The 12,822-nt window shown below is 59.1% G+C and carries 10 protein-coding genes; 7 read left to right on the forward strand and 3 right to left on the reverse strand.

The genetic code is table 11. The features are described from left to right. Position 1 precedes the first annotated feature (1 nt). The 6 genes from mntR to P792_RS35260 all read left to right on the forward strand — a co-directional run bounded on the left by mntR (position 2) and on the right by P792_RS35260 (position 8,524). Positions 2-454 carry a manganese-binding transcriptional regulator MntR gene (gene mntR / locus P792_RS35235; RefSeq protein WP_031241733.1) on the forward strand — a complete coding sequence of 151 codons (453 nt, stop codon included), beginning with the start codon at positions 2-4 and terminating at the stop codon, positions 452-454. Positions 455-906: 452 nt separating this feature from the next. Next, positions 907-2,292, forward strand: a complete 1,386-nt coding sequence (locus tag P792_RS35240) for an Nramp family divalent metal transporter (RefSeq protein WP_023979989.1) — start codon at positions 907-909, stop codon at positions 2,290-2,292. A 484-nt stretch (positions 2,293-2,776) separates the two neighbouring features. After that, positions 2,777-4,771, forward strand: coding sequence for a TonB-dependent receptor (locus P792_RS35245; protein ID WP_369794261.1), 1,995 nt, complete (start codon positions 2,777-2,779; stop codon positions 4,769-4,771). A 134-nt stretch (positions 4,772-4,905) separates the two neighbouring features. Continuing rightward, the gene (locus tag P792_RS35250; protein WP_023979991.1) at positions 4,906-7,185 is read left to right on the forward strand and encodes an FdhF/YdeP family oxidoreductase; all 2,280 of its coding nucleotides are present in this window, start codon (positions 4,906-4,908) and stop codon (positions 7,183-7,185) included. Further along, on the forward strand, positions 7,182-8,033 hold the full coding sequence (gene fdhD / locus P792_RS35255) for a formate dehydrogenase accessory sulfurtransferase FdhD (protein WP_031241738.1): 852 nt from the start codon (positions 7,182-7,184) through the stop codon (positions 8,031-8,033). Before P792_RS35250 ends, fdhD begins: the two co-directional genes overlap by 4 nt. Beyond that, positions 8,030-8,524 (forward strand): nitrate reductase associated protein, encoded by a 495-nt coding sequence (locus P792_RS35260; protein WP_031241740.1) that lies wholly within the window; start codon positions 8,030-8,032, stop codon positions 8,522-8,524. The genes fdhD and P792_RS35260 overlap by 4 nt, the downstream gene beginning before the upstream one ends. Here P792_RS35260 and P792_RS35265 read toward each other — a convergent pair whose 3' ends face one another. Next, complete coding sequence (locus P792_RS35265; protein WP_035441035.1) at positions 8,525-9,115, reverse strand: molybdenum cofactor guanylyltransferase; 591 nt, start codon at positions 9,113-9,115, stop codon at positions 8,525-8,527. Positions 9,116-9,466: 351 nt separating this feature from the next. Further along, a complete protein-coding gene (locus tag P792_RS35270) occupies positions 9,467-10,897 on the reverse strand; it encodes an amidohydrolase family protein (RefSeq protein ID WP_081866930.1) in 1,431 nt (476 codons plus the stop codon). A gap of 251 nt (positions 10,898-11,148) precedes the next feature. On the opposite strand from P792_RS35270, the gene P792_RS35275 reads away from it, so the two are divergent. Further along, a complete protein-coding gene (locus tag P792_RS35275) occupies positions 11,149-12,063 on the forward strand; it encodes a class I fructose-bisphosphate aldolase (protein WP_023979996.1) in 915 nt (304 codons plus the stop codon). A gap of 104 nt (positions 12,064-12,167) precedes the next feature. Here P792_RS35275 and P792_RS35280 read toward each other — a convergent pair. Further along, positions 12,168-12,822: ABC transporter ATP-binding protein (locus P792_RS35280; protein WP_023979997.1), on the reverse strand; the 655-nt coding region annotated here is incomplete at its 5' end.

Here is a 12,822-nt window from a genome sequence, read left to right on the forward strand (position 1 = left end):
CATGACCCTGCCCGATATCGACACGCAGTCCGAAGGCTTTCGCCTCAATCGGGCGGCGCGGCGCAATGCCCTGATAGAAGACTATGTGGAACTCATTGCCGATCTTCTGGCTGAAGGCCATGAGGCAAGACAGGTGGATATCGCAACCCGCCTGGGGGTTTCACAGCCAACAGTCGCCAAGATGCTTACCCGCCTTGCCAATGAGGGCTACGTGCATCGTCGCCCCTATCGCGGCGTGTTCCTGACCGAAATGGGGCAGGATGTCGCCAATCAGGCCAAGAACCGTCACCAGATTGTCGAGAATTTCCTCCGTGCTCTGGGTATCAGCGAAGAAACGGTGCGGGTCGATGCAGAAGGGATCGAGCATTATGTCAGTGACGAGACCCTGGCCGCTTTCCACAAGGCGCTGGAAGCAGGCCTGACCGCTTTCATGACGCCGTCTCCCCGGTCCTGACGACACCTTCTGGCGGCCCCGCGACGGGGGCGCGGTGGCGCTACTGTTAGCGCTTCATTCATCACACACCTGTCTTCACCGCCCCGCGGCAACCTCGCGCAGATCGACTGAACGAACATTCTCCCCCTTCTGCAGTCCGTGCGCCGCTCGCAGTGCAACCGCCCTGACACGGTAGAGAAACCTTGCCTCTCGTCTGGGGAATATAGTGAACTGACAACGTCCCCTACCGGACGACATCGCTTCGCTCGCCGCGTATCCCGTCTATTCTGCCTGTCTCCTCCCAATGACGAAGCTGCGTGATCGGTCCAGACGTTGCCGCTCGCAGTCTCATCGACCAGCGAGGAAATACCCGGTCAACTTCGCGCCATCAGGACCGTTAGCATCCACAAAACCGTCCACTCGTGAATATAGTATATTGCATATTTCTAAGCCTTGGGTTTGAGTAACGCATCATGTCCTCTCTTCCACCTGCTCGCGGGACGCATCCCGACCCGGCTCCTCCCGGGCCCAAAGCCCGACGGTTCGTCCGCGCACTGGGCAGTGAGGGACAAAGCCTGCCGGAAGTCTTCTCATCCGTGCGTCTTGCGCCGGAAGGGTCGGGCTGGATAAGGCGTTTCCTCTCATTCGTCGGTCCGGGCTACATGGTGGCTGTGGGCTATATGGACCCCGGCAACTGGGCGACCGATCTGCAAGGTGGCGCGCAATTCGGCTACACGCTGCTTTCGGTCATCATGATCTCCAACCTGATGGCCATTCTCCTTCAGGCCCTTGCAGCGCGTCTGGGCATCGTCACCGGACGCGATCTGGCGCAGGCCTGTCGTGACCATTTTCCGCCCGCTCTCAATCTCGTGCTCTGGCTCACCTGCGAGCTAGCGATCATTGCCTGCGATCTGGCCGAGGTAATCGGCACAGCCGTAGCCCTGCAACTCCTGTTCCATATCCCGCTACTGGCAGGCGCGCTGATTTCGGCCTTTGACGCGCTGATCGTCCTGTTTCTGATGAATCGGGGCTTTCGCTATCTCGAAGCCTTCATCATCGCGCTTTTAAGCATCATCGCCCTGTGTTTTACAGCGCAGATCGTAGCGGCAGCCCCTCCGGTGGCAGAAGTGCTGGCCGGTTTCATCCCACGGGCTGAAATCGTCACGCATCCCGCCATGCTTTATATCGCGATCGGTATCATCGGCGCGACGGTCATGCCCCATAATCTCTATCTGCACTCATCCATCGTGCAGACACGTGATTACCCGCGTACCGAGGCCGGGCGGCGTGAGGCCCTACGATGGGCGACACTCGACAGCAGCGTGGCGCTCATGCTGGCGCTCTTCATCAACGCCGCCATCCTGATTGTTTCGGCCGCCGCTTTTCACAATACCGGCCATCAGGACGTAGCGGAAATCGAGGACGCCTATCGCCTGCTTTCGCCCATTCTAGGCATGGGCATGGCCTCAACCCTGTTTGCGGTCGCGCTTCTCGCTGCAGGCACGAACTCGACAGTTACCGGCACACTCGCCGGGCAGATCGTGATGGAGGGGTTTCTTCATCTTGGCCTGCCCCACTGGGCCCGACGCCTCGTCACACGTGGCCTCGCCATTCTGCCCGTCGTGGTGGTCACGGCACTCTACGGCGATCATGGCGTGGGCACGTTGCTGATTTTCAGCCAGGTCGTCCTGTCGCTCCAGCTACCCTTTGCGGTCATCCCACTCGTGATGTTCGTTTCTGACAAACGCAAGATGGGTCAATTCACAATTGGCACACCCATGAAGCTGCTCTCCTGGGGCGTCGCTGGCGTGATCCTGCTGCTTAATTTCAAGCTGCTCTACGATACGCTCATGAGCTGAGTCCGGCACTTTCCGCGACGTCATGGCGCAGCCTGCAACGCAGCGATCCATGACGCCTCGGCAATCCCGCATCTTACCGCCTCCATTCGTCTATTGGCCTTTCAACCCTGCTCAGGACCCTTTCATGCCTCGTCTCAAATCTGAAATTAGCAAATGCTATAATAATGAGTATATGGGATTTAGTAGAGCACTCACTCATAACGCAGGCTTTTTTCGCCGCCCTGCGCTCTGGGTTGGCCTGCCGACGGCCCTCCTTCTTATGTCGGGTACAACCCTTGCCGATCCTGTGCGAAAATCCCCATTGGCATCACCGCCGGAACCGCCTGCGCATCGGGATCCCGCGGCACCGTCTGCCACGCATGCAGGCCGCCAATCTGTTGCGACGTCAAAGGACAGGGCAAAGCCGTCGAAAGCAGGCAGCGAGCCTGCCGTGGCAAACGCCGCCCCTCCCCCGCATCGGGAGGAAATTACTGTCACAGCCCATATGGATCAGGCCCGTGGCCGTCTCGCACCGGGGTTGGGGGCCGTTTCCTATGGCATCGACCAGCGGCAGATACAGGTCACACCGGGAGGTGAAAACGCTGCATTCAGCCAGATCCTGCTCCGGCTCCCCGGTGTCGTGATGGACAGCTATGGCGAGGTGCATGTGCGTGGCGAGCATGGCGGCCTCACCTATCGCGTGAATGGCGTCCTGTTGCCTGAGGGGCTGAACGGCTTCGGGCAGGAACTCGACAGTCGTATCATCCAGTCGGTGGACCTGCTGACAGGCACGCTACCCGCCCAGTTCGGTTTTCGCACGTCGGGCGTCATCGACGTCAAGACCAAGAGTGGCGCAACGCTGAGGGAAAACCAGGTCTCGCTCTATGGCGGGAGCTACAACACGTTCATTCCGTCGCTGCAACTGGGAGGATCGAAGGGCCGGTGGGACTACTTCGTGACGGCCTCCTACAACCGCAATGACATCGGCATTGAAAACCCGACGAACAGCTTTCGCGCCACCCATGACACGACCCAGCAGGGCAAGGCCTTCGGTTATGCCGCCTATCAGATCGACGATGAAAGCCGGCTGAGTTTCCTGACCAGCGCTTCCTACGCCGATTTCGAGCTGCCCAACACAACCGCCCTGCCCATACTTTATCAGTCCTCCACCATCGCACCCGATGATCCGGACATCCAGTCGCGCCTGTTGCGCGACGGCCAAAGCGAGCAGAACTACTATGCCGTTATGTCCTACCAGCGCAGCACAGAGAAATCGAACCTCCAGATCTCGCCCTATTTCCGCTACGGACGCATCGGCTATCGCAATGACCCCAGCAGGGATCTCGCTTTTTCAGGCATATCGCAGCACGAAGTGAATGATTTCACTACGGGCGGTCTGCAAATCGACAATTCCTACGATATTGCCCCGCATCACGTGCTACGCTTTGGCCTGCTCGCGCAATATACGGCCGAAAAGCTCGATACCGACACGCTGGCCTTTCCTGTTGATGAGACCGGTGCCCAAAGCACGATCGACCCGAGGCGCATCATCGATCATAGCGGAAACTGGGCCGTCGAGGCCGGGGCCTATATCCAGGATGAATTTCATATCACGCCGCGCCTGACGTTCAATTACGGGTTGCGCTATGACCGCTTTGCCTCGTCCTTCCATAGTGAGGGACAGGTCAGCCCGCGTGCCAATATGGTCTGGAAAGCCAGCCCCTCGACCACGGTACATTTCGGCTATTCCCGTTACTTCGCGCCGCCCTCGCCGCAATACATATCGGATGCGACGCTTCAGAAATTCGCGGGCACGACCAATGCGCCCGATACGATGCTCAACACACCCACACGGGTTGAGAAATCCCATTACGTCGATTTCGGTATTCTCCAGCATGTCACGCGCGACTATCAGATCACGATTGATGCGTTTGGCAAATGGGCACATGACCAGGGCGATCTGGGGCAGTTCGGGCGCGCGGTCATTCTTGCACCGTTCAGTTATCGCCGCGGCCGCGTCTACGGGGCGGAAATCGGCAATTCATGGCGTCACGGAGGCTGGTCGGTCTATGGCAATTTCTCCTTCGTCAAGACCTGGGCGAAGGACATCAATTCGGCGCAATACCAGTTCGAGGCAGCAGAACTGGCCTATATCCAGCGCCACGGCATACAGCTCGATCATCAGGGAGAGTTCACCTCCTCAGCCGGGGTCTCCTATGCCAACAAGCATGATATGGCCTATCTCGATTTCCTGTATGGCTACGGCCTGCGCAGCGGCTTTGCCAATCTCGAGAAGCAGCCTGCCTACGCCATTTTCAACATTGGCTACGCCCATACCTTCACGAAAGTGCCGGTTGGTCATTCCCTCAAGGTCAGGGCCGATGTGGTCAATCTGTTCGACCATCGTTACCAGCTGCGCGACGGCAGCGGCGTGGGCGTAACGCAGGCCCAGTACGGCCAGCGGCGGGGTATGTTCTTCTCCATTGTCAGCAGTTTCTGAACCAACGGACACGCCGGGGCTTTTGCGTGAGGGGTTCTGTGCTTTCCCTCACGCAGAAATGAGACCGCGATTTCGACGCTGGCAAGGTTCATGCGTTTAAGATGAGGTTCTGCCCCCTCACCGGAGACCCGTCCATGTCCGAACGCAAGACCGTTTATCGCCCTTATCACCATCCTGCGGGTGGCTGGGGTGCGGTCAAGGCAACGGCCAAGGCCCTGCTGGAGCAGAGCGTGGTGGGCAAGGGATCGCGGGCGCTTCTGGCCATGAACCAGCCGGGCGGTTTCAAATGTCCGAGCTGTGCCTTTCCAGACCCCACGCGGCACAAGAAGATCGAGTTCTGCGAAAATGGTGTAAAGGGTCTGGCGGTCGAGGCCACCAAGCGACGCGTCACACGGGAGTTTTTTGCGCAGTACAGCGTCAGCGATCTTGCCGCACAGAGCGATTACTGGCTTGAGGAACAGGGCCGCCTGACGGAACCCATGCGCTATGATGCCCAGACGGATCACTATGTTCCGTGCAGCTGGCCCGAAGCCTTCGCCCTGATAGGGAAGCATCTGCGGGGACTTGCCTCGCCACATCAGGCCGAATTCTACACCTCGGGACGAACCTCGAACGAGGCAGCGTTTCTGTATTCCGTCTTTGTCCGGGCCTATGGGACCAACAATTTCCCCGATTGCTCCAACATGTGCCATGAGCCGACAAGTCGCGGCCTTCCGGGTGCCATTGGCATTGGCAAGGGCACAGTGGTCATGGATGATTTCGACCATGCCGAGGCCATTTTCATTGTCGGGCAGAATACCGGCACCAATTCACCGCGCATGATGGGGCTTCTGGCCCATGCCCGCAAACGCAACGTGCCGATCGTTGTGGTCAATCCCATGCCGGAGCGATCGCTCATACGCTTTACTGAACCACAGGATGCCGTGCAGATGGCGACCGGGGGATCGACAGCGATTGCGACCGAATTTGTCCATATCCGGATCGGCGGTGATCTCGCTTTCTTCAAGGGCATGATGAAGGCATTGTTCGAGCGGGATCAAGCAGGCGAGAGCGTGCTGGATCATGACTTCATCACCACCCACACTGAAGGTTTCGAGGCCCTGCGCCAGGAGGTGATGCAGCAGGACTGGGCGGAAATCGAGCGTATTGCTGGTATCGAGAAGGCCCAGATCGAGCGCGCAGCCGACATCTATGCCCGGTCGAATGCCACGATCATCTGCTTTGGCATGGGCATTACCCAGCATCAGCAGGGTGCCCGCATGATCCAGCAGATTGCGGCCTTTCTCATGCTGCGGGGCAATTTTGGCAAGAAGGGCGCAGGAATTGCCCCGATCAGGGGCCATTCCAACGTTCAGGGCGATCGCACCGTCGGCATCGATGAAAAGCCAAGCCAGGTCTATCTCGACCTACTGCGCGATGTCTTTGGTTTCGAGCCTCCGCGGGATCATGGCCATCATGCTGTTGATTCGGTCGAGGCAATGCTTGCCGGCACGGCCCGCGTCTTTATCGGCATGGGCGGCAATTTCGTGCATGCCATCCCGGACACACCGCGCGCCTATGAGGCCATGCGCCGTCTGGACCTGACCGTGGGTATCGCGACCAAACTCAACAGAGGCCATATCGTCCACGGGCGCGATGCGCTCATCCTGCCGGTCGTGGCCCGCTCGGAGATCGACCGTCAGGCGACCGGCGAGCAGTTCGTGACGATCGAAGACGCCATGTCGAACGTCACCGCCTCGCGCGGCGTGCTCGAGCCCGCCAGCCCGGACCTGCTTTCGGAAGTCGCCATTGTCTGTGGCATGGCACAGGCCACTCTACCCGACAGCACCATCCCATGGGCATTGTTCCCGACCGACTACAGTCTGATCCGCGACAAAATTGCGGCGGTCTATCCCGACATCTATGCCGATTTCAACGCGCGCATACGCAACCCTCAAGGATTTCATCTCGACATTCCACCGCGTCGTCGCGCGTGGAAAACCCCGACCGGCAAGGCGCAGTTCCTGCTCTTTCCGGGCCTCGCCGTCGATGATGCGGTCGATGATCCTGCCATGCTGCGTCTTTCCACCATACGCTCTCATGACCAGTTCAACACGACCATTTACAGCATGAATGATCGCTATCGGGGCATCTACAACACCCGCATGGTCGTGTTCATGAATGATGAGGACATGGAAGAGCGCGGCATTACGCAGGAAATGGTTGTCAGTCTGGAAACGATCTCGACAGACGGCATCCATCGCCGCGTGAACGGTCTCGTGGCAGTGGCCTATCCCATGCCGCGCGGCGCAATTGCGGGCTACTATCCCGAACTCAACCCCTTGCTGCCTCTCAACCATTTCGACGAGATCAGTGGCACACCCGCCGCCAAATCGATCCCGGTGCGTGTTTTCCTCAAGGGGGGGACGTCATGACGACGAGACCGGATAGTCTTGCAGCGGCCCATGTGCTGCGTCACGCCATCGAAATTGGCCCCGAGGGCGTTCAGGAGCGGATCGAGCTTGGCATTGCCGAAGAGATACCCCTCACCCTGATTTTCAATGAATTCCATGTTCATGCCGTCATGATGGTCACACCGCTTGATCTGCATGATTTCGTGCTCGGTTTCGTGCTTACCGAGAAGATCATTGCTGCGCCGAGCGATATGATCTCCTGCCATATCGAACGTCACGACGAACAGCTAACGGCGCATATACGCATCACCGGTGCCGATTTCAGTCGATTGATCCGTCGGGGGCAGCGCCTGCTGACCGGGGGCAGTTCGTGCGGGCTTTGCGGCGTGACCTCGCTTGACAATATTGCCACCGCAACACCGAGCCTTCCCGCGCATAGTATTCCGGTGTCATCCATACGTGCGGCGCTCAATGCCTTGCCAGACCAGCAGGTCCTGAACCAGCAGGTGCATATGGTGCATGCTGCGGCCTGGGCCTCGCCTGATGGCATTATCCATTACGTGCGGGAAGATGTCGGGCGCCATAACGCGCTGGACAAGCTGATCGGCATACTAAGCCAGTCACCAAGAGATCCGGGGCGAGGCTTTTGCCTGCTGACCAGCCGTTGCTCATACGAAATGGTTGAAAAAGCACTGACCCTGGGTATCTCGACACTGGTCGCGGTCTCCTCTCCAACCGATCGCGCCATCCAGATTGCCCGCAAGGCAGATATGACCCTGATCGGCAATGCGCGGCGAGACCGCTTCTCTGTATTCTGCGGCGGCCATCGCCTTGTCAGACCCGAAACTCTGGAAATGATGACCACATGATCCCTAATTCCTCACCAGCTTCACAGGAAATTTTCGGTTTCGAGCACGATTTTGCAGGATCGTTACGTTGCATACCGATGTGTGTGCGAATGAAGCTCGATCTGACAGGTATCAAACTAAGCCTGCGCCAATGGAGCCAGTTTCTTCCAGACGAACGTCGTGAATTGCTGGAACGCGCCTGTGTCACGCCAGACGAGCAGAGCCGCTATCACGCTCATCTTCTGTCCCTTATCGCGCAACGCTGTGATGCGCCACCCAAGCCCCTTCCGGCAAATGAGGATCATCTCTGGCGTGATAGCGCGGCGATTCCTGACTGTGTCCTTCAGCAGGCCGCTTCAGATGACGTCTCACCGCCAACACGCGAGGCATGGGGCTTGCTGACATCGCTGCAACGCTTCGCCTTGGTCAAGCTTGCCCGCTCAAGCCATGAAAACGAGAATTTTGTTCCAGCATTGCGTGAATTTGGGCTGTTGATGACTGAGTCCGCGTAATCACGCCTCAATCAGCGTTGTCAGAGCCAGCAGATCATCTGGCGTATTGACGTTGAAGAACGGGTCCGGCCCCTCATCATCGAAAGCGATTGGGGTCATATCGATACGTCGTGCAAAGCTCCAGACGGCCAACTGTCGGTGATCGCCCGATGCCACGCCCGCGCTCAGGTACTCATCTAATAGGGGTAGAGACGATACGGGCCACAACGCAACGAGAGGATGAAGGCGCCCTCGGCTCATGGCGCAACTTGGCGGCGCTTTCAGCCGTCTGACCAGATCGTTCGGGACGAACGCCGTATCTACCGGCACCGTCAATACGGCCGTCTCGCCAAGATCCTGTGCCCATTCAAGTGCCGCAAGCACACCGGAGAGAGGGCCTGCCCCGGTATGTCGATCCTGAAGCTGCGTCAGGTCGCGGCCATAGGCTGTTTCGCAATCGCGTCGTATCGAGAGCGCAACCGGACCGATTTGTGGCCGTAACCGGTCGAGGAGCTGATCGAGCAAAGCCCCCTTCCCGGCTGGAATGAGCGCTTTGTTACGATACCCCAACCGACTGCCTTGTCCCCCTGCCAGAATGACAGCGGGGGTCACGGGCAGCGCCTGCTCAGCGTGGACCGCCAAGGGGAACAGGTTGCATGGGTCCGGGAGGTACTGGGTGTGGGCGATAATGATGCCTGTGCGAGCGTACAGGGGGTGGCGGCGGTGGCGGTGCCTGCACCTGCACGGGCCTAAACGGCGGCGGCGCCTCTCCACGGTTGTAATACGGCCCCTTGTAATTGTTGTTCAGCTGGGACGAATTCAGCTGCTCAATCATATTGTTGCCAGTCCCGTCCGCATAGCGGTGGGGTGCCGGGCCTTGCTGCGCGAACGCAAGCGAGGGAGCAGCAAGAGAGAGCGCCGAAAGGGCTACCCCCAGAGTACGCTTTGACCCGAAACGACGAATCATGGTGTCTTCCCTTTAATGACGAGCCCGTCCGAGACCGGCTTGCCGCGCTGCCAGACCTGAGAAATCAGGTCGATATCAGATATGGTGCGGTCTGGCTCGCCGTCAATGACGAGAAAATCAGCTCGTTTCCCGACAGCCAAGACGCCGCGATCCTGCAGCCCCAGAAGAGCCGCTGCTTTCTGCGTCGCCAGATTGATAGCCTGCAACGGTGTAAGGCCTGACTCCGTCAGCAGGACAAGCTCGCGATGCTCGGCGTAGCCAGGCAGGCGAAGCGGCGTCGCCCCGGAGTCAGTCCCGAACCCGATCTTTGCGCCGGCACGATAAAGGGCGAGAACATTGCGTTCGTTCATTGCCAATGCGGCGCGTGCGGCGCTGACCGAAGGCTTCGCCAGACTGTCCTTGCGCCATTGCTCATCGGCGACACTGTCGCGAAGGGCTGGTGACATGGCATCATGTGCCACAGGCTGCCCCAGTGTTTCCGGATGCTCGGCAAAATAATAAGTCGACTCATCCAGCGACAATGTCGGGATATACCAGGCTCCGGTGGATCTGATCTGGTCGATGAAGCTCTGATCGACCGGCTTGTCCCGCACACCATGCGCCAGAATATCGGCCCCATGCTGCAAGGCCGTTCGGGCGAGGTCCAGATCGTGAATATGGACCGCCACGCGCAGATGACGCCGGTGAGCCTCCTTGATAGCCGCATCCCAGACAGGCGCACCGAGCAGCGGCAAGGGCGGTTTGCCCGGATTGGTCAGGCGCAGATCATCGAGCCAGATCTTGACAAAATCCGTCCCTTCATCGGCCATCCGGTCTACTGCCTGTCGTGCCTGTTGCGGGGTGGACGGGCGGAAAATCTGGTCACGCCCCATGCCGTCGATCATGGCTTCGGGCGGCATCCCGGCAGGCGCACCGATACCCTGATCGACACCGAAAAGGTCAGCCCCCTCATTGGCCCCTTCATGCTGCTCATGACGCAGCTGATCGAACAGGGGAGATTTGTTCAACCCGAGCGCCGTTATGGTCAGGACCCCGTAGCGCACATACTGGTTGAGCGCTGCCAGGATATTGGCGCGCGTATAATTGGCCGAAGCTGCACTCATCCCGTCCACCAGCCCGACATGACTGTGGTCACTGATCAACGCGGGCATGATTGTCTTGCCCTGAAGGTCGATGATCCTGACCCCCGCAGGCGGTGTCGTGGCCAGGCCTATGATCTGGCCATGATCGACCACCATCGCGAGATCTGTGCGTGCCGGTGCGCCTGTGCCATCGACAACACGCGCGTGGATCAGCGCAACCGGCTCGGCTCGTGCCGGTTGGCCGCTAGCAAACGACACACCGAGCGCTGCAATAAGGGAAACCGCTGGGACCGCGAGCCTACTGCGCTTGACCGGTGATAGCGGGGCCTGACCGGAATATCGCATGAAAGCTCCTTTATCGCCCTCATAGACCCGCCACGCCGCGACAATCCGGGTGGCATACAGGCCATTTGAAGCCACCTCCCGAACGCGGCAGAACGGCACAGGATCCATCGTCCGTGCAAACGATATCGCATCTGTGAAGACTTGTTGTCGCTCCAAAAGAAACGGAGCGCCCGCGCATCAGTTAAGCAGCGGTATGATGGTCGCCCGGAAGCTCAAAAATGACGGGCATGACAGTAAAACAGGAGCGTTGCATGTCACTTACGCCGCAGGTCAAAGCGATTCTTGCCAATTACGAGTCAGATAATCCCGGCACCAAGGCCAATCTTGTCCGTCTGATGAACACGGGTGTGCTGGCTGGCACCGGCAAACTTGTCATTCTGCCCGTCGATCAGGGGTTTGAGCACGGACCTGCCCGCTCCTTTGCGGCGAACCCTCCGGCCTATGACCCGCATTATCATTTCTCGCTGGCAATCGAAGCCGGACTGAATGCCTTCGCCGCTCCCCTCGGGATGCTTGAGGCTGGTGCTTCGACCTTTGCCGGTCAGCTGCCGCTTATCCTCAAATGCAACAGCTCGAACTCGCTGTCCACCGAGAAGAACCAGGCCGTCACCGGCACGGTTGCCGACGCCCTGCGGCTGGGCTGCTCGGCCATCGGCTTCACCATCTATCCCGGCAGCGAATACTGCTTCGATCAGATGAACGAGCTGCGTGAACTGGCCCAGGAGGCCAAGGCCGCGGGTCTTGTTGTCATCGTCTGGAGCTACCCACGCGGCCCGATGCTCGACAAGGCCGGAGAGACCGCCATCGATATCTGCGCCTATGCCGCGCATATGGCCGCTGAATGTGGAGCGCACATCATCAAAGTCAAACCGCCGACAGACGCGCTTTCCCTGCCGGCCGCCAAAAAGGTCTATCTCGATCAGAAGATCGACATCTCGACCATGGAGGCCCGTGTACGCCACGTTGTGCAGTCAACCTTCGCCGGGCGCCGCATCGTGATCTTCTCGGGCGGTGAACATGAGAGCACCGAGGCCCTGCTGGATACCATCCGTGGCATCCATGCTGGCGGCGGGTTCGGCTCGATCATCGGCCGCAACACGTTCCAGCGCCCACGTGAGGAGGCTCTGTCGCTCCTCTCGACCATCACGGGCATTTTCAGAAGCTAAGGCGGATTGATCAGATCAAGGCACCGCTCCCCTTCAGGATTGTCTGAAGGGCAGCGGCTCTGGTTTATCCTTTCCATCGCCCCCCTCACAGGACGCGATTGCGTTCAGGCCTGCCCCGCAGCCTTGTAGGCCTCGATGACCTCTTCTGGCACCCCATCCATCCTGATGCGTCCGCCCTCCATCCAGATGATGCGCGTGCACCACTTCTGCAGGATGGGCAGGGAATGCGAGGTGACTACGAGGATGCGGACATATTCGATCAGACGGCTCAGCCTGTCGCGGGCCTTTTCCTGAAAATGACTATCCCCTGCCATGAACCACTCATCCATGAGCAGGATCTCGGGGCGTGGCGAGGTCGCCAGACCAAAGCCCAGACGAATAGCCATACCTGAGGAATAGTGCCTGACAGGAAGATCCAGAAAAGCGCCCAGTTCCGCAAAAGCCTCTACATCTGTTTCGAGAAGCTTCGCTTCCTGCTCGTTCATCCCGAGAATGCGAGCATAGAGGCGAATATTCTCCCGCCCGGTCAGCTCGGTATTCATCCCGGCCTGAGGGCTGAGGAGCGAGTGAACCTCACCCTGCACGTCAAAATGGCCACTTGACGACTCATAGATCCCGGCCAGAGCCCTTAGCAAGGTGGACTTGCCAGCGCCGTTATGGCCAATCAGGCCGACACGTTCACCTGTGCTGATCGAGAGCGTGATTATGTCAAGCGCCACGACGATGGTCGTATCGTCCTGACTGACGATACTGCCGCCC

Origin of the sequence: Asaia sp. SF2.1 (assembly GCF_000505765.1) — a bacterium.
In the GTDB taxonomy this organism is placed as follows: domain Bacteria; phylum Pseudomonadota; class Alphaproteobacteria; order Acetobacterales; family Acetobacteraceae; genus Asaia; species Asaia bogorensis.

Excerpts from the sequence above, each read along its gene's own strand:
- mntR (WP_031241733.1), top strand. The coding sequence starts at position 2 with ATGACCCTGCCCGATATCGACACGCAGTCCGAAGGCTTTCGCCTCAAT.
- P792_RS35275 (WP_023979996.1), top strand. The coding sequence starts at position 11,149 with ATGTCACTTACGCCGCAGGTCAAAGCGATTCTTGCCAATTACGAGTCA.
- fdhD (WP_031241738.1), top strand. The coding sequence starts at position 7,182 with ATGACGACGAGACCGGATAGTCTTGCAGCGGCCCATGTGCTGCGTCAC.
- P792_RS35240 (WP_023979989.1), top strand. The coding sequence starts at position 907 with ATGTCCTCTCTTCCACCTGCTCGCGGGACGCATCCCGACCCGGCTCCT.
- P792_RS35250 (WP_023979991.1), top strand. The coding sequence starts at position 4,906 with ATGTCCGAACGCAAGACCGTTTATCGCCCTTATCACCATCCTGCGGGT.
- P792_RS35260 (WP_031241740.1), top strand. The coding sequence starts at position 8,030 with ATGATCCCTAATTCCTCACCAGCTTCACAGGAAATTTTCGGTTTCGAG.
- P792_RS35270 (WP_081866930.1), bottom strand. The coding sequence starts at position 10,897 with ATGCGATATTCCGGTCAGGCCCCGCTATCACCGGTCAAGCGCAGTAGG.
- P792_RS35245 (WP_369794261.1), top strand. The coding sequence starts at position 2,777 with ATGGATCAGGCCCGTGGCCGTCTCGCACCGGGGTTGGGGGCCGTTTCC.